Origin of the sequence: Flavobacterium sp. (genome assembly GCF_043722275.1) — a bacterium.
GTDB lineage: Bacteria > Bacteroidota > Bacteroidia > Flavobacteriales > Flavobacteriaceae > Flavobacterium.
This window is the reverse complement of sequence record NZ_JAYSPC010000193.1, coordinates 121674-139261: the sequence shown is the minus strand read 5'-3', so window position 1 is coordinate 139261 and position 17588 is coordinate 121674. Positions and strand designations below refer to the sequence as shown.

General features: G+C 32.9%; 18 protein-coding genes. 16 read left to right on the top strand and 2 right to left on the bottom strand.

Annotation, left to right across the window (positions count from 1 at the left end; all coding sequences use genetic code 11):
* Positions 1-2: 2 nt before the first annotated feature.
* From ACHZDT_RS22840 to ACHZDT_RS22765, 16 genes are all read left to right on the top strand, one after another.
* Positions 3-1412, top strand: a complete 1410-nt coding sequence (locus ACHZDT_RS22840; RefSeq protein ID WP_394776999.1) for a PP2C family serine/threonine-protein phosphatase — start codon at positions 3-5, stop codon at positions 1410-1412.
* Between the two features lie 4 nt (positions 1413-1416).
* Positions 1417-2928: a helix-hairpin-helix domain-containing protein gene (locus ACHZDT_RS22835; RefSeq protein ID WP_394776998.1), complete on the top strand. Its 1512-nt coding sequence runs from the start codon at positions 1417-1419 to the stop codon at positions 2926-2928.
* Between the two features lie 22 nt (positions 2929-2950).
* Positions 2951-3949: a TerC/Alx family metal homeostasis membrane protein gene (locus ACHZDT_RS22830; protein WP_394776997.1), complete on the top strand. Its 999-nt coding sequence runs from the start codon at positions 2951-2953 to the stop codon at positions 3947-3949.
* A gap of 257 nt (positions 3950-4206) precedes the next feature.
* Positions 4207-5256, top strand: a complete 1050-nt coding sequence (gene pdxA / locus ACHZDT_RS22825; protein WP_394776996.1) for a 4-hydroxythreonine-4-phosphate dehydrogenase PdxA — start codon at positions 4207-4209, stop codon at positions 5254-5256.
* 106 nt (positions 5257-5362) lie between these two features.
* On the top strand, positions 5363-5905 hold the full coding sequence (locus tag ACHZDT_RS22820; protein WP_394776995.1) for a YceD family protein: 543 nt from the start codon (positions 5363-5365) through the stop codon (positions 5903-5905).
* Between the two features lie 9 nt (positions 5906-5914).
* Positions 5915-6109 (top strand): 50S ribosomal protein L32, encoded by a 195-nt coding sequence (gene rpmF / locus ACHZDT_RS22815; protein WP_007137315.1) that lies wholly within the window; start codon positions 5915-5917, stop codon positions 6107-6109.
* A gap of 173 nt (positions 6110-6282) precedes the next feature.
* The gene (locus ACHZDT_RS22810) at positions 6283-7281 is read left to right on the top strand and encodes a beta-ketoacyl-ACP synthase III (RefSeq protein WP_394776994.1); all 999 of its coding nucleotides are present in this window, start codon (positions 6283-6285) and stop codon (positions 7279-7281) included.
* 23 nt (positions 7282-7304) lie between these two features.
* Positions 7305-7787 (top strand): acetyl-CoA carboxylase biotin carboxyl carrier protein, encoded by a 483-nt coding sequence (gene accB, locus ACHZDT_RS22805; protein ID WP_394776993.1) that lies wholly within the window; start codon positions 7305-7307, stop codon positions 7785-7787.
* Positions 7788-7886: 99 nt separating this feature from the next.
* On the top strand, positions 7887-9236 hold the full coding sequence (gene accC, locus ACHZDT_RS22800) for an acetyl-CoA carboxylase biotin carboxylase subunit (RefSeq protein ID WP_394776992.1): 1350 nt from the start codon (positions 7887-7889) through the stop codon (positions 9234-9236).
* Between the two features lie 303 nt (positions 9237-9539).
* A complete protein-coding gene (locus tag ACHZDT_RS22795; RefSeq protein WP_083692584.1) occupies positions 9540-9836 on the top strand; it encodes a hypothetical protein in 297 nt (98 codons plus the stop codon).
* Positions 9837-9904: 68 nt separating this feature from the next.
* Positions 9905-10201: a hypothetical protein gene (locus tag ACHZDT_RS22790; RefSeq protein ID WP_394776991.1), complete on the top strand. Its 297-nt coding sequence runs from the start codon at positions 9905-9907 to the stop codon at positions 10199-10201.
* A gap of 28 nt (positions 10202-10229) precedes the next feature.
* Positions 10230-10520 carry a hypothetical protein gene (locus ACHZDT_RS22785; RefSeq protein ID WP_394776990.1) on the top strand — a complete coding sequence of 97 codons (291 nt, stop codon included), beginning with the start codon at positions 10230-10232 and terminating at the stop codon, positions 10518-10520.
* A gap of 27 nt (positions 10521-10547) precedes the next feature.
* A complete protein-coding gene (locus tag ACHZDT_RS22780) occupies positions 10548-10844 on the top strand; it encodes a PepSY-like domain-containing protein (protein ID WP_394776989.1) in 297 nt (98 codons plus the stop codon).
* Positions 10845-10888: 44 nt separating this feature from the next.
* The gene (locus tag ACHZDT_RS22775; RefSeq protein WP_394776988.1) at positions 10889-11194 is read left to right on the top strand and encodes a hypothetical protein; all 306 of its coding nucleotides are present in this window, start codon (positions 10889-10891) and stop codon (positions 11192-11194) included.
* 11 nt (positions 11195-11205) lie between these two features.
* A complete protein-coding gene (locus ACHZDT_RS22770) occupies positions 11206-11502 on the top strand; it encodes a hypothetical protein (RefSeq protein ID WP_394776987.1) in 297 nt (98 codons plus the stop codon).
* Between the two features lie 130 nt (positions 11503-11632).
* Positions 11633-12982, top strand: coding sequence for a sigma-54-dependent transcriptional regulator (locus ACHZDT_RS22765; RefSeq protein WP_394776986.1), 1350 nt, complete (start codon positions 11633-11635; stop codon positions 12980-12982).
* On the opposite strand, the gene ACHZDT_RS22760 is transcribed toward ACHZDT_RS22765, so the two are convergent.
* Together ACHZDT_RS22760 and ACHZDT_RS22755 are read right to left on the bottom strand one after the other, a co-directional pair.
* A complete protein-coding gene (locus ACHZDT_RS22760; protein ID WP_394776985.1) occupies positions 12979-15417 on the bottom strand; it encodes a hybrid sensor histidine kinase/response regulator in 2439 nt (812 codons plus the stop codon). The genes ACHZDT_RS22765 and ACHZDT_RS22760 overlap by 4 nt on opposite strands.
* A 177-nt stretch (positions 15418-15594) precedes the next feature.
* Positions 15595-17496, bottom strand: a complete 1902-nt coding sequence (locus ACHZDT_RS22755; protein WP_394776984.1) for an alpha/beta fold hydrolase — start codon at positions 17494-17496, stop codon at positions 15595-15597.
* Positions 17497-17588: the final 92 nt, after the last annotated feature.

The window sequence follows — 17588 nt, the reverse complement described above, 5'->3', positions numbered from 1 at the left end:
TCATGGACGAAACCAAACGATATATTAAAGCCTTTTTGACGCAAAACAAAATAGAAATTTCATTAGGTAAATTGTCTCTTTTTGAAGAATTTATTGCTGATGAAAACAATGTAAATTCCGTTAAAATAATTCAGGAAAACCAAAGAATGATTATGGAAAATTGGAAGTTGAAAACAAGAATTGACGATATTATGATACAAGCGGTGTCAATACCAAATGGCACGGTAAATAAAAAATATGAAGCAAAACTTGATTTCACTAAACTGGGTTGGGACGATATTGTTTCTTTTGAAACAAAAGGATTAGAGAATACCGGACTTCAATTTGATACAAAAGAAGAAACACTTTCAGGAATTCCGGAAATAAGCGGCGATTTAAAAATAAAAATATTGTTTAGAATTGAAGGCGAGCCCGAAGATGCCGCTTTGAATGAAAAAACACTAACCCTTATTATAAATCCTGATCCCAAATCGCTCTGGAAAAATCTGGAAAGCGATAAAAATGATCCTTTTTGGAAAGAAGATAATATTGCGGTTTCGGCTAAATTTTTAGATAAAAATATTGTAGTAGCTTCAAAACGCGGAAGAAGTCATGCAAATGTTGGTTCCTTTAGAGAAGATGATTTTGCTTTTAAAAACATCAATCAAACAGGTTGGAGTTTATTAGCAGTTTCAGATGGAGCCGGATCAGCACGTTTGTCCAGAAAAGGTTCAAAAATTGCCTGCGGTGCCGTAATTCAATATTTTGAAGAAAATTTTACCGAAGGAAATTTAAAAGAATTTGATGAAACATTATTGCTTCATCATACACAAGAAGATGAAAATACATCTGAAAAAATAAATCATTTTGTTTATAATTCATTATCAAAAGCGGCTCATTTTGCGAATAAGCAAATAGAAGAATTTGCAATAAAAAGTGAAACCGAATTAGCGAATTATCATGCAACGCTTATTTTTGCTTTGGTTAAAAAATATGATTTCGGTTATGCGTTGCTGACATTTGGTGTTGGAGATTGCCCTATCGGATTATTAAATAAAGAATTGACAGAAATAAAACTAATGAACTGGCTGGATATTGGAGATTTTGGTGGTGGAACACGATTTATTACAATGCCCGAAATATTTCAGAGCGATAAGTTTTCTACGCGTTTTGGTTTTAAATTAATCGATGATTTCTCTTATTTGGTATTAATGACAGACGGAATCTATGATCCTAAATTTGTTGTAGAAGCTAATTTGGAAAAAACAGAAAAATGGAATGAATTTTTCGGAGATTTACAAGGAAATAACGAAGAAGGAAATAAAGTCGATTTTAGTACAGGAAATACTGAAGTTGCGAATCAGCTTTCGACGTGGATGGATTTCTGGAGTCCCGGCAATCATGACGACAGAACGCTTGCCATAATTTACTAAAATAATGAATACAATTACAGTAAAATCAATTAACGACACTACAAAATCATATCAATTTATTGATAATGGTGAACCAATGCGTGGTGGCGTAAAAGATGTTTATTTTAGTCCGGACAAAAAATATGTAGTCGCTATTTTTAGAGATAAATTAGATTTTAATCAGAAAGAACGACTTCAAAAAATAACAAATAAATATTTATCCCAAATTCAGAATGGAGATGCCGGCGATTATTATTTAAACGAAGTTTACAGATGGCCAACTGATGTTATTGAATACAAAGGTTTGACCGGAATAATTGTGCCAATTTATAATTCGAGATTTTTCTTTAAAAAAGGATATGCCACAAGCGATCTTATTCAGGGAAAAGAAAAAAACGGAAAGTGGTTTGCCGGACCTAAATTCAGAAATCCGCATTTTCCATTAAGAGTTGCAAATTCAGAGTTGGGAGATTGGCTGAGTTATTTTCAGATTTGTGTTAATTTGACCCGCGGAGTAAAAAAAATGCACGCGATGGGATTGGCGCATTCTGATTTGTCATACAATAATGTATTGATAGATCCGGTAGAAAAATCGGCTTGTATGATTGATCTTGACGGATTAGTAGTGCCCGGTTTGTTTCAGGCTGAGGTTATAGGAACGGCTGAATTTATTGCGCCTGAAGTACTTTCGACCAAACATTTAAATAAAACAGATCCAAACAGAAAATTACCAAACCGTTTAACTGATTTGCATGCTTTGCCAGTTTTAATTTATATGTTTTTACTGCACAGGCATCCTTTAAAAGGAGGAAAAGTACACGATCTTGATACTGAAATAGATGATTTGCTTTCTATGGGCGAAAAAGCAATGTTTATCGAACATCCCACAAATTCTGCAAACAGGCCAAAACTGGATCAGGTTTCTAAATGGGATTTGCCTTGGGCGGATATTGATAAACTTCCTTATACAATTACAGGACCTTATTTGAAAGCATTGTTTGATAAGGTTTTTATAGACGGATTGCACAATCCTATGCAAAGACCAACCGCGGAAGAATGGGAAACAGCATTGCTGAAAACAACCGATTTAATGCAGAAATGCCATAATGTTTACTGCGAGCAAAAATGGTATGTTTTTGATAACACAAATACACCCAAATGTCCGTTTTGCGGAACAGCTCACAAAGGAACACTTCCGGTTTTAGATTTGTATTATCAATTTCAGGAATCAGTCTGGAAACCTGAAAATCATAGGTTAATGGTTTATAACGATCAGTATTTATTTCAGTGGCACGTAAATAGAAATATTACCAGAAACGAAAAAATAACAGCCGCACAAAAAGTTCCTGTAGGTTATTTTACATTTTTTAATAATGCATGGGTATTAGTAAACCAAAAAATGACATCTTTGAAGGATCTTACAGAAGATAAAGAAATTCCTATTGGTTCGATGGTTGAATTAACTGATGGAAAAAAAATCCTGCTTTCAAAAGAAGATGGCGGAAGAGTAATCGTAATAACAATGGCAAATAAATAAAGTAATAATTAATAAATAAAAAATGAATCAACACCCAATTTTTTCGGAACATCCAGGATTAATCGCTGTTTTTGCAGTCGCAGTTCTTATAATGCTATTATTAGACTTAGGTATTTTTAATAAAAAGAGTCATGTTGTAACAAACAAAGAAGCAATTACATGGTCACTGGTTTGGATTAGTTTAGCCATGCTTTTTAGTGGTTTGGTTTACTATTATGCAGGATCGGCTAAGTTTTATGAATTTCAATCAGCATACTGGATCGAGAAAGCACTTTCTGTAGATAATCTTTTTGTGTTTATATTAGTCTTCAAGTTTTTTGATGTAGCCAATCAAAATAAGCATAAAGTATTGTTTTGGGGAATTATTGGAGCATTGGTTTTAAGAGCGATTTTTATATTCTCAGGCGCCTTCTTAATTGAACTTACTTATTTAAACAAGCTTTTAAGTTTAGTAGGAATGCCAGGATTTAAATATGACATTAACTTAATAATGACAGCTTTTGGATTATTCTTAGTGTATGCAGGTATCAAATCATGGTCTGCTGGTGATGAAGATGATGACGAAGATTACAATAATACAAGAGGAGCAAGGTTAATTAGAAGGTTTTTCAGCGTAAGCGATAAATACGACGGAGACAAATTTTTCACATTTGAAAACGGTAAAAAACTGGCAACGCCTTTATTAGTTGTAGTTGCAGTAATAGAATTTACAGATTTGCTTTTTGCAGTAGATTCAATTCCGGCAATTTTTGCAATATCAAATGATCCGTTTATACTTTATACCTCTAATATTTTTGCAATTTTAGGATTAAGAGCATTGTTTTTCTTATTGGATAACTTTATTCATTTATTCAGTAAATTGCAATATGGTTTGGCAATCATATTAGCATTCATTGGTGTAAAAATGATTATTTCTCCGTTTTATCATATCGAGTCACTTTACTCGTTATTGGTTATTGGAGCAGTTCTTATAATATCTGTAATAGCATCAATTTTATTACCGGAGCCAAAAGAAGCATAGTTTAAGAAAGTTTAAAAAAGGATGAAAGTTGTAATAAATTTTCATCCTTTTTTTTGTTTATAAAAGCTTTAATTTAAAATTTGATTTTTATTAGCTGGCTTAAGCGTTATTATTATCCTATTATTTATTCCTATATTTGCAGTCAAAATAGATTTTAAAAGCCACTATCTTTTGTAGGTAATTCTATTTTTGTCTTTAAATCAAAAAATGTTTTTTAAAGGAAAATATAATAAATCATATATAAATAACCTGAGCTCATGAATAAAAAAGCAGAAAATATAATTGTTGGAATTTCAATAGGAGATTTAAACGGTATTGGAAGCGAAGTTATACTCAAAACATTCGAAGATTCACGCATGTTAGAAATGTGTACGCCGGTTATTTTTGCAAATGCCAAAATACTTTCTTTCGTTAAAAAAAGCTTTACATCAACAATTCAGTTTCACGGAATTGATAAGTTAGATCAAATCGTAATTGGAAAAGTAAATGTATTAAATCTTTGGAAAGAAGGAGTTGACATCAATTTAGGAACAAATAATGAAAAAATAGGCGAGTATGCCATAAAATCATTTGTTGCCGCTACAAAGGCTTTAAAAGAGGATTTAATTGATGTTTTAGTAACAGCTCCAATAAATAAATACAATATTCAGTCAGAAGATTTTAAATTTCCCGGACATACAGATTATTTAGATCAGGAATTAGAAGGAAATGCTTTAATGATGATGGTTCAGGATAATTTAAGAGTTGGTTTATTGACAGATCATGTACCGTTAAACGAAGTTTCTGCAAATTTGACCGAAGAGTTAATTACAAGAAAAATCGAAACCATCAGAAAATCGTTAATTCAGGATTTTAGCATTGTTCGACCAAAAATTGCCGTTTTAGGATTAAATCCACATGCTGGTGATGGCGGAGTAATTGGTAAAGAAGACGATCTTGTTTTAAGACCCGCTTTAAAGAAAATATTTGATGCCGGAACAATGGTTTTTGGACCTTTTCCTGCCGATGGATTTTTTGGAAGCGGTCAATATGAAAAATATGATGCAATTGTAGCAACCTATCACGATCAGGGATTAATACCTTTTAAAACATTATCTTTTGGAAAAGGAGTAAATTATACAGCAGGATTAAATAAAATAAGAACATCGCCGGATCACGGTACAGCGTATGATATTGCTGGAAAAGACATGGCAGATTACAATTCATTTAAAGAGGCAATTTATCTTGCAATAGATATTTTTCATGCGAGAAATCAGCATGAAGAGATTACTCAAAAACCTCTTAAAATAAAAGAAAAACAGTTATAAACAAAAAAAGGTGAATAAGATTATTAGTTTTATAATAATTTTATATCTTTGCACCCCAATTCAGGTATCTGATTTTTAGATACGAGTTGACAAAATTGATATTGAGATGAGCAAATCAAAAGAATTTTTAATTCCTTTCATGGGATTAAAGCTGGGAAAACACCATTTTGAGTATCAAATAAGTAACGCGTTCTTTGAGAACTTTGATTACGAAGAATTTCAAAGTTCTGATATCAAAGTAGGTTTAGTTTTAGATAAGAAAAGCAACATGTTAGAGTTGGAATTCAAACACAAAGGAGCTGTAAACGTACCTTGTGATCTGACAGGCGAAGATTTTGATCTTCCTATAAAAGGGAAAATGAAATTAATTGTTCGGTTTGGAGATGAATTTAATAACGATAACGAAGAGTTGTTGATTTTGCCGCACGGAGAACATGAATTAGATGTAGCACAATACATTTATGAAATGATTGCATTATCTGTACCGCTAAAACGAGTTCATCCAGGAGTAAAAGACGGCAGTTTGCAAACTGAAGCCTTGAAAAAACTAAATGAACTAACAGTCAAAGAAGTTAAAGAAGAGAGTAAAAAAGAAGAAGATATTGACCCGCGCTGGGACAAATTAAAAAAACTATTAACGGATAAATAATATAGTAAAATGGCACATCCTAAGAGAAAAATCTCGAAAACAAGAAGAGATAAGAGAAGAACACATTATAAAGCTACTGTAGCTCAAATCGCTACATGTCCTATTACTGGAGAAGCACATTTATACCACAGAGCTTACTGGCATGAAGGTAAAATGTATTACAGAGGGCAAGTTGTTATCGATAAATCTGTAGCGGTTGCTTAATACGTTTTTGTAAATGATACTAGAACTCTCACATAGTGAGAGTTTTTTTTGTTGGTTATAATTTTCTGTTTTTAAGAAAATGCATACAAATTCATTTCGTTTTTTTTTGTAATTTTCAAGTCTTTTAAAAATTTTTCAGATACGGTGTATCTGAAACGAAATAATAGAATATAATGAATACAATCACAGCCGCAATTACCGCTGTTGGAGCTTATGTTCCTGACTTTGTACTTTCGAACAAAGTATTGGAAACTATGGTAGATACCAATGACGAATGGATTACTACTCGTACAGGAATTAAGGAAAGAAGAATCCTTAAAGATGCTGAAAAAGGAACATCGTTTCTTGCAATACAAGCAGCAAAGGATTTGATTGCGAAAGCAAATATTGATCCGTTAGAGATCGATATGATTATAATGGCAACAGCTACAGCAGATATGCCCGTAGCCTCTACAGGAGTTTATGTTGCAACAGAAATTGGCGCTACGAATGCATTTGCATATGATTTGCAGGCGGCGTGTTCAAGTTTCTTATACGGAATGTCGACTGCTGCTGCATACATACAGTCAGGTCGATACAAAAAAGTATTATTAATTGGTGCAGATAAAATGTCATCAATTGTAGATTATACAGACAGAGCAACTTGTATTATTTTTGGAGATGGAGCGGGAGCCGTTCTGTTTGAACCAAATTATGAAGGCTTAGGCTTACAAGATGAATACTTACGAAGCGATGGTGTAGGACGTGATTTTCTTAAAATTCCTGCCGGAGGTTCTCTAATTCCAACTACAGAAGAGACCGTAAAAAACAGACAGCACAATATTATTCAGGACGGAAAAACCGTTTTTAAATATGCTGTAACAAATATGGCTGATGCAAGCGAATTGATTCTGAAAAGAAACAATCTGACTAATGAAGATGTTAGCTGGTTAGTGCCACATCAGGCAAACAAACGTATTATAGATGCTACTGCAAGCAGAATGAATCTTGAAGAATCAAAAGTATTAATGAATATTGAAAAATATGGTAATACAACTTCAGCTACATTGCCTTTAGTATTAAACGATTTTGAACATATGTTCAAAAAAGGAGATAATATTATTTTTGCCGCTTTTGGTGGTGGATTCACTTGGGGATCTATTTACCTAAAATGGGCTTACGATAAGAAATAAATTAAAACTAAAAACAAATCATTATGGATTTAAAAGAAATTCAAAACCTAATCAAATTTGTAGCAAATTCGGGAGTTGCAGAAGTAAAGTTAGAAATGGATGATGTAAAAATCACTATCAGAACAACTTTAGAAGGAAATGTAACTGAAACTACGTATGTACAACAATTACCAGCTCAGGCTGCATTGCCACAAGTTGCTCCACAACAAACATCAGTAGCTTCGAATGTAAATGCTGAAGCACAAGCTCCTGCTGAAGATTCTAAATACGTTATTATTAAATCTCCAATTATTGGAACTTTTTACAGAAAACCATCTCCGGACAAATCAGTTTTTACTGAAGTTGGAAGCACTATTTCAAAAGGTGATGTTCTTTGTGTAATTGAGGCAATGAAATTATTTAACGAAATCGAATCAGAAATTTCAGGTAGAATTGTAAAAATTCTTGTGGACGATATGTCTCCTGTAGAATTTGACCAACCATTATTCTTAGTAGATCCATCTTAATTTTAGGTCGTTAGATTTTTAGATTTTTAGACTTCTTCGAAAGTACTTAAAATCTAATTATCCAATTATCTAATTATCTAATTATCTAATTTTAAAAAGATGTTTAAAAAAATATTAATTGCGAATAGAGGAGAAATTGCACTTCGTGTAATTCGTACATGTAAGGAAATGGGAATCAAAACTGTAGCAGTTTACTCTACAGCCGATGCAGAAAGTCTACATGTTAAGTTTGCTGACGAAGCGGTTTGTATTGGTCCTCCTCCAAGTAACTTATCGTATTTGAAAATGTCAAATATTATTGCCGCTGCAGAAATTACAAATGCAGATGCAATTCATCCGGGTTATGGTTTCCTTTCTGAGAATGCTAAATTCTCAAAAATTTGTCAGGAACACGGAATCAAATTTATTGGTGCCGCTCCTGAAATGATTGATAAAATGGGAGATAAAGCTTCTGCAAAAGCTACAATGAAAGCAGCAGGAGTTCCATGTGTTCCAGGTTCTGAAGGTTTATTAGAATCTTTTGAACAAACACAACAATTAGCAAAAGAATTTGGCTACCCCGTAATGCTTAAAGCAACTGCTGGTGGTGGTGGAAAAGGAATGCGTGCCGTTTGGAAAGAAGAAGAATTATTGAAAGCTTGGGAAAGCGCACGTCAGGAAGCTGCTGCAGCATTTGGAAATGACGGAATGTACATGGAGAAACTTATTGAAGAACCACGTCATATCGAAATTCAGGTTGTTGGAGATTCATACGGAAAAGCATGTCACCTTTCTGAAAGAGATTGTTCAGTTCAGCGTCGTCACCAAAAATTAACTGAAGAAACACCTTCGCCTTTCATGACTGACGAATTGCGTACTGCAATGGGAGAAGCTGCTGTAAAAGCTGCTGAATTCATTAAATACGAAGGAGCAGGAACAGTAGAATTTTTAGTGGACAAACACAGAAATTTCTATTTCATGGAAATGAATACACGTATTCAGGTTGAACACCCAATCACGGAACAAGTTATTGATTACGATTTAATTCGTGAGCAAATTATGGTAGCAGCGGGAATTCCAATTTCCGGAAGAAACTATTTACCTGAATTACACGCTATCGAATGTCGTATTAATGCCGAAGATCCTTACAACGATTTTCGCCCTTCACCAGGAAAAATTACTACACTTCATATGCCGGGAGGTCACGGAGTTCGTTTAGATACTCACGTTTATTCTGGTTATACAATTCCGCCAAATTACGATTCAATGATTGCAAAGTTAATTACAACTGCACAATCTCGTGAAGAAGCAATTAGCAAAATGCGAAGAGCTTTGGATGAATTTGTTATCGAAGGTGTAAAAACGACAATACCTTTCCATAGACAATTAATGGATGATCCAAGATACATTGCAGGAGATTATACAACTGCATTTATGGATACATTTAAAATGAAACCTATAGAGGAATAATATAAAGGCTGTCAATTTTGACAGCTTTTTTTGTTTTACGGCATTTATTTAAACCCGACAGTTTTTAAAAACTTGTCGGGTTTTGTTGTTTAAATCAGTAAGTAAACACTATTTGTGTATACTTTTTACACACTGTTTTAGAATATTACACACTTTTTTACAATCGCGTATTTTGGCACAACTTCTATAAACCCTTTATTTATAAGGGATTTCATGGTTAAGGAGGGAATGTTTGAGTTACGGCATAATAATTTCATTATCTAAAGCGTAAACAACTATATAAATAATTAAAATATACACATTATGAAAAATCTATTTTTATCAGCCGCAATTGTTTTAGGAAGTTTAACTTCATTCGCTTCAACTTCTCCAATTACAAATACAATCGTAAAAACGATTTCAATTGAAGATGAATACACAGAAATCAAATTAGAAGAATTACCAGCTCCAATTGCTGAATCTTTGAAAAAAGCGTATCCGGATGCCGTAATTACTAAAGCATACAAAAACGAAAAATCAGAATACAAATTAGATGTTACCGTTGGTGACAAAGTAGGAAATCTTTTTGCTAATGCAGATGGAACCTGGATTAAAAAATAAGTAGATTCTCGTGAACATTCAAATTCACAATACTAAAATAAAATTAACAATATTAAAATATACACATTATGAAAAATTTATTTTTATCAGCCGCAATCGTTTTGGGAGGTTTAACATCATTTGCTTCAACATCTCAAGCAACAAATACAATCGTAAAAACAATTTCAATTCAGGACGAATACACTGAAGTTAAAGTAGTAGAAGTGCCAGTTGCAATAACTGATGCTCTTAAAAAAGCGTATCCGGATGCAGTTTTGACAAAAGCATACAAAAATGCAAAATCAGAGTATAAACTTGATGTTACAGTAGGTGACAAAGTAGGTTCTCTTTTTGCTAATGCAGATGGAACCTGGATTAAAAAATAATTAAAACTAACCGTAAAAAACTATCACTATGAAAAAGTTAATCTTATCGGCAGCGATCCTGTTAGGAGGGTTGTCAATGCAAGCGAAAAATGTGGACGTGACAAGTTCAATGGTTCAAACAATAAACGTTCAGGACGATTATAAAGAAGTTGATGCTGTTCCGGCAGCGATCAAAACATCATTAGATAATGCTTATCCAGGAGTAAAATTAGATAAAGCATATGTAAACTCTAAAAAAGAATACAAAATAGAAGTAACCGTAAGAGGTGAAAAATCTGTGGTGTATACTGATGCTTCTGGTACTATAATTAAAAAATAATTAAGTAACCCATAAAAAACTATCAATATGAAAAAGTTAATCTTGTCGGCAGCAATCATTCTGGGAGGTTTATCAGTTCAGGCTGGTAATCCTCAAATAAAAACTTCAATGACCCAGTCAGTGAATGTTCAGGATGAATTTACTGAGATTGGTGCAGATGCTGTTCCGGCAGCTGTGAAATCAACTATCGAAAAATCTTTTCCAAACACAAAACTTGAAAAAGCATTTAAAAACGAAAAGAATGAGTACAAAATAGAGATCTCAAGTGGTGACAAAAAGTATACTGTATATACAGATGCTTCAGGAAATATTATAAAAAAATAATTCCCTAATTTTATCAGCTAATACTAATTAAAAAAATCAACATTATGAAAAAATTAATTTTATCAGCTGCAATTATTTTAGGAGGGTTATTTATGAATGCGGAAGCAGCAATATCTAAAAAAGCTGTCTTGAACATTGTAAAATTTCAGGACAGCTATAAAGAAATTAAATTGGATGCTCTTCCTTTAGAAGTAAAAGCTACTTTAGAGAAATCTTTTCCGGGTTCTAAGCTTGTAAAGGCTTATGTAAACCCAAAAAAGCAATATAAATTAGAACTCAATTCGGGCGAAAGCCAGAATCAACATTATGTTTTTACAGATGACAAAGGCGTCATCGCACCAAAATATTAAAAAATAGTATTATGAAAAAGTTGATCTTATCAGTAGCGGTTATTTTAGGAAGTTTATCAATATATGCAAGTACAGTTACAACTCAGGAGCAAACTAAAGTTGCCGTGTCTGTTCAGACAGAGTATACAGAAGTAAGCGCAGAGGCTGTGCCGCCTGCAATAAAAACCGCTTTACAAACTGCTTATCCTGGTGCAAAGCTGGTTAAAGCATTTGTTAATGAAAAAAAAGAGTATAAACTCGAAATATCGGTTGGTGACCAAAAGGCTACTGTTTTTTCAGATGTCAATGGCAACTGGTTGAAGATATAAATTAGGTGAATTTAGATTTATGTTTTTGGTGAAAAAAGAGATTGCGTATCGCAATCTCTTTTTTTTTGCATAATTTTATGAAAAGACAATTTTATTAGTATTATTTTAGCAAAAAAGACCCTAAAAACAAATGCCAAAGATATTACTGATAGAAGATGACATCTCGTTTTGCAAATTATTAGAGAAATTTCTAGTAAAAAAAGCATACGAAGTAACCATTGCTTTTTCTGCTGCAGAAGCAAGAATAGCAATCAAAAAAGAATCGTTTGATTTGATTTTGACAGATCTTCGTTTGCCTGATTCTGACGGTATTGGATTAATGTCTGAATTTAAAGCTGCTTACCCTGAAACTCCTGTAATACTTATGACAGGATACTCAGATGTGAATACTGCCGTTAAAGCAATCAAAAACGGTGCTGCAGATTATATCTCGAAACCTTTCAATCCTGATGAGGTTTTATTGGTAATTACAAATGCTTTAAAAACTTCGGAAACGGAAAAAGAAATTCCCGTAAAGGAAAAGAAAGCTGTTAAGAAGCCAACTGCAAATAATGAAAATGAATTTGTAAAAGGAATTTCTGTAGCTTCAAAAAAATTATTAGATCACATTCATTTGGTAAGTCCAACAGATATGTCGGTTTTGATAATTGGAGAAAGCGGAACCGGAAAAGAAATTATTGCAAAAAGCATTCATCAGCAAAGCACAAGAAAAAACAACAATTTTATTGCCGTAGATTGTGGAGCGATTCCAAAAGAATTGGCAGCAAGTGAATTCTTCGGACATTTAAAAGGATCTTTCACAGGTGCAATTAGCGACAAAATGGGTTATTTTGAAGCTGCTAATGGCGGAACTTTATTTTTGGATGAAATAGGGAATCTGTCATACGAAAATCAAATACAACTATTAAGAGCGCTTCAGGAACGTAAAATCAAACCTGTTGGAAGCAATAAAGAAATAAACGTTGATATCAGAATCATTACGGCTACAAACGAAGATTTACGTGAAGCAGTAAAAAATGGTGAATTTAGAGAAGACTTATACCATAGAATCAATGAATTCTCCATTCAGTCACCATCATTAAAAGACAGAGACGAGGATTTAATGGTTTTTGCCGATTATTTTCTGGAAAAAGCCAATCAGCAATTGAACAAAGATATTATTGGGTTTTCACCCGAAGTTGTTGCGATTTTTCAAAACTATAACTGGCCGGGAAATTTACGTGAATTACAAAACTGCGTGAAACGTGCGACACTTTTATCGCAGGGAGATTTTATAGAAAGCGATGTTTTACCTGCCGAATTTTTTCAGATTCAAAAGCAACAAACCGGTAACGGAAATTTCTCATTGTCTGAAAACGAAAAAGAAGCGATTATTCACGCCTTATCAAAAGCACAGAATAATAAATCTGAAGCGGCAAAATTGCTTAAAATTACCAGAAAAACACTTTACAATAAATTGAAACAATACAATATAGATTAAACTATTTCCTTTTTTAAAGCGTTAAAAAGTATATCTGTTTTTGATTTCAATACTTTAAAAATATCGCTTAAATCAGAAGTTTCAAGATTTTTGTTTTCCAACACCTTTAATATTTCGCCAATTTCACGCGCCTGAATTTGTTTAAACATAGGGGCAATTCGGTGCGCAATTGAATTAATTTCGACCGTATGTTTTTCGATCATGGCGTTTTCCAATAAACTCAGATTTTCGGAGCTGCTTTCTATAAATGATTTTAAAACTTCTTTTAAAGCCTCATCGTCATTGCCTAAAAACTCTTTTAAAGTTTCAAGAGAATATAATTTTGAACTCGTTTTTTGTTCATTTTCATTAATGTCAACATTAGGTAATGTATCATTTTCTAAAATAAGCTGAATTGTTTCCAGTAATATTTTAGGCGAATAAGGTTTTTGAATCACAGTTGTAAAACCGGCTTCACTATAAATAGCAGCATCAAGATCAGTTCTTCCGGTTAAGGCAATTACAGGCTGATTATTATAAGTCGAATATCCTCCGGTTTTTAATTTTTCAAGAAAAGCAAAACCGTCCATTTCCGGCATTTGGATATCGGTAATTACAAAATCAAAATTCGTATTTTGAATTGCTTCTAAAGCTTTTACAGCACTGCTAAACGATAAAACCTGATGTTGTTCCTGTTTTAAAACACCGCTAGTTAAATTTAAAAGATTAATATCGTCATCTAAAACAACAAAAGTTTGTCTTTTACTGTTACGAACCACAGGTTTTTTAACTTCAGGTAAAATAATTGGACTATTATCAAACTGCAACGGAAGCTGAATTTCAAAAGTACTTCCTTTCCCAAAAGTGCTTTCAAGTTTTAAATCTCCGCCTAAAATCGATATTATTTTTTGGCAAATAGCCAATCCTAAACCAGTTCCGCCATATTTTTTTTCAATGTTTTCGTTCGCCTGCGCAAATTCCTCAAAAACTAATTTCAGGTTTTCTTTCTCAATTCCAATTCCTGAATCCTGAATCGTAATAATATAGCTATCGTCGTGATCTGTATAAGCGCTGATTTTTATAAAACCTTCTTCAGTAAATTTATACGCGTTCCCGATTATGTTACTCAAAATTTGTTTGAGACGGAAAGGATCTCCAACAATTCTTGTATTTAGTTTTTCATCGATATTAATAATCAGATCAATATCTTTTTGCTTGTAAACGGTTTGAATGCTCTTTGCAACTCCATCAATAACCTCAGGCAATGAAAACGGTACTTTTTCAATGCTGATTTTTCCCGCTTCAATCTTAGAAAAGTCCAGTAAATCCTGAACCAATTGTGAAATATATTCAGATGAATTTTTAATGTTTTTAATGAAATACGATTGTTTTGTATTCACATCAGAATTCCCTAAAAGCTCAGAATAACCCACAATTGTACTCAAAGGCGTTTTTAAATCGTGACTTACCGTCGAAATTAATTGTTCACGGCTTTTGAGTAAATTCTTTGTTTTGAAATTCGCAATTTCGAGCTGCTTTTTATAAACCTGTGATTTTGAGTAATCGCTCACAATTAATATAGAGAAAAACAAAGTCAAAATCAAACCAATAATAGCCGATGCCGTTACAATCTCATTTACTTTTTTAAGCGATTTTTCTTTTAATGAATTGTTTTTTATTGAGTTGATGATGATTTCTCTTTCGATAATTCGGAGGACTTTTCTAAGTTGGTCCGAAATCGCAATTTCATTCTTTAATAATTTATTTTCTTCAAAATTCAGAGATTCTTTTTTCTTCTCGGCCTTGATTTTTACATTGCTTAAAAGTTTTTTTGAATTTGCCAAAATGGAATCAGATGCTTGTTTACTCAGCGTATTTGTGCTGTCATCCGGAATATTCTGATTCAGATAATCAACATATTTTTGAAGCACATTTCGCTGATAACTTCCTAATTGATTCGGGTTTTTGTTGAAATCCTGAAGTTCTAATTTTCTTAGTTTGAACTCCATTTTAGTAATTTCATCAATAGCAGTATTGACCGAAACTTCATCTTCGGCTTTATTTTTTATAGTTTTTAATTGCTTGATATTTTTCGTCTTTTCAGACAATAAATACGTAACACTATCCAGTAAAGTTTTTTGATATTGCGTAGTAACAATTTGTTTTAAAGTATCAATTCTTGATTTTAAGGAATCGGTTTCAATTAAATAACTTTTAAAATCTGCTTCAGAGTTATTTTGAATTGTTTTTCTCGCCAGACTTTCTGTTTTGTACACATTCGAAAACAATTTACTTACTCTCAGAATTTTGGTTTTTTCGAAAGCAATTTTATTTTCAAGTTTGTTGTAAACTACATTTTCAGAATATAAAAACCATCCAACAGTAACAACCAGAGCCAGTAAAGCAACATAACTGAATAAAACTTTGAGTGCTGTGTAACTTTTTTTGCTCTCCATAATATTTATCTGGGGTTGAGGAAGTTTTTGATGTTGGAATTCCCTGCAATTTATTTAAAAATTTCATTTAAGAAAAGTAAAAGCAAACCAAATATTTATATAATTGAAATGTCCGGAAAATAAAATGGCCGTAGATTATATAAATCTACGGCCATTTTATTATCTTTTATGATTTGATTAAAGAGTCTCGTCTAACCATTTAAAAAATTCACCTTGCCAAACCTGAGCATTTTGAGGATGTAAAACCCAGTGATTTTCATCAGGGAAATATACAAATCTACTTTTGATTCCTCTTAATTGAGCAGCCTGAAAAGCTTCTTGTCCTTGACCAATTGGTACACGGAAATCTTTTCCTCCCTGAAAAATTAAAATAGGTTTATTCCAGTTTTGAACCAATGTTGCAGGGTTAAATGCATTGTAAGTTTTTTGCGCTACAGCATTGTCTTTTTCCCAATATGCACCACCAAAATCCCAGTTGTTAAAGAAAACTTCTTCTGTAGTTCCTAACATACTAACCGTATTGAAAACTCCATCGTGAGCGATAAAAGTCTTGAAACGGTTTTTGTGAATTCCTGCTAAATAAAATACTGAATATCCTCCGTAACTTGCACCAACGCAACCTAAACGAGATTTATCAACGTAGTTTTCTTTAGATACATCATCAATCGCAGAAAGGTAATCGTCCATAACCTGTCCGCCCCAGTCTTTACTAATTTGCTCGTTCCATTCAACACCATGTCCAGGCATTCCGCGACGGTTTGGTGCAACAACAATATAACCTTTTGCAGCCATCAATTGAAAATTCCAACGGAAAGAATACGATTGTGTCAACGGACTTTGAGGTCCTCCCTGACAGAATAATAAAGTTGGATATTTTTTTGAAGCATCAAAATTTGGAGGTAAAATTACCCAAACCAACATTTTTTTGCCATCTGTAGTAGTAACATAACGTTTCTCGGTTTTGCTAACCGCTAATGTTTTATAAGTATCAGTATTTACATTTGATAATTGTTTCCAGCTATTTTTCTTCAGGTTAAAAGAATAAATTTCCGGAGCGTGATTCATATCATTTCTGGTTACAATAATATCATCGCCGGCAAAACCAACTAAATCATTTACATCAAAATCCCCATTTGTCAATTGACGAACCTGAATTGCAATTCTTGTCAATCCTGGAAAATTTACTGTAAAAATTTGTTTTGTACCATCAACCGGAGCTACAAAATATACATTTTTACCATCTTTACTCCAGATAAAATTATCTACAGTTCCGTCCCAATTTGCTGTTAAGTTGGTTTCGATGCCTTTAAATTCAACAATAATGTCATTTTTATCAGCTTCATAACCGTCACGTTTCATTTGTAACCAAGTCAAATTTCCTGTTGGAGAAAATTGCGGCGCCATATCATAACCTAAATTATCTTCGGTTCTGTTGGTGGTTTTTTGAGTTTCTAAATTGTACTCATAAATATTAGTATTGGTAGAAATAGCATATTGTGTTCCTGCTTTTTTCTTGCAAACATATAAAATGCTTTTTCCGTCAGGCGACCAGATATAATCTTCGTCACCACCAAAAGGTTTTTGTGGAGAATCAAAATTTTCACCTTTTAAAAGGTCAATTCCAACAGCTCCATCTTTATTTTCTTTATAAAAAACGTGGTTAAACTTACCTTCATTCCACGTATCCCAATGACGATAATCTAAACCATCGTAGATTTGAGCATCAGATTTGTCCATTTTTGGATAGAAATCCTTACCTAAAACTTTGTCAATTTTCACCTCTTCATTGTACACTAAAAATTTTCCGTCAGGCGAAACATTTTTGTCTGCCAAAACTTCTTTCGTGTCTTTGATTTCAGTTGCATTTCCGCCGGTTACAGGCACAATGAAAAATTTAGAAGACGATTTGTTTTCTTCAATCGAAGGCGTTGAAACCTTAAAAACAACATTTTTCGCATCTTTTGAAAGTCCAAGTGCGCTCACTCGTCCTAATTTCCATAACAATTCCGGAGACATTACATTCTGTCCGATAGCGTTTAAACTCATCATTATTAAGGTTGTAAATAATACTTTTTTCATAATAAAATTCTAATATTCGTGACGCTAAAGTACAAATATATTTTAGCATGTAAATGTTAAAAGAATTGAACCATATAAGTGATATAAGCTCA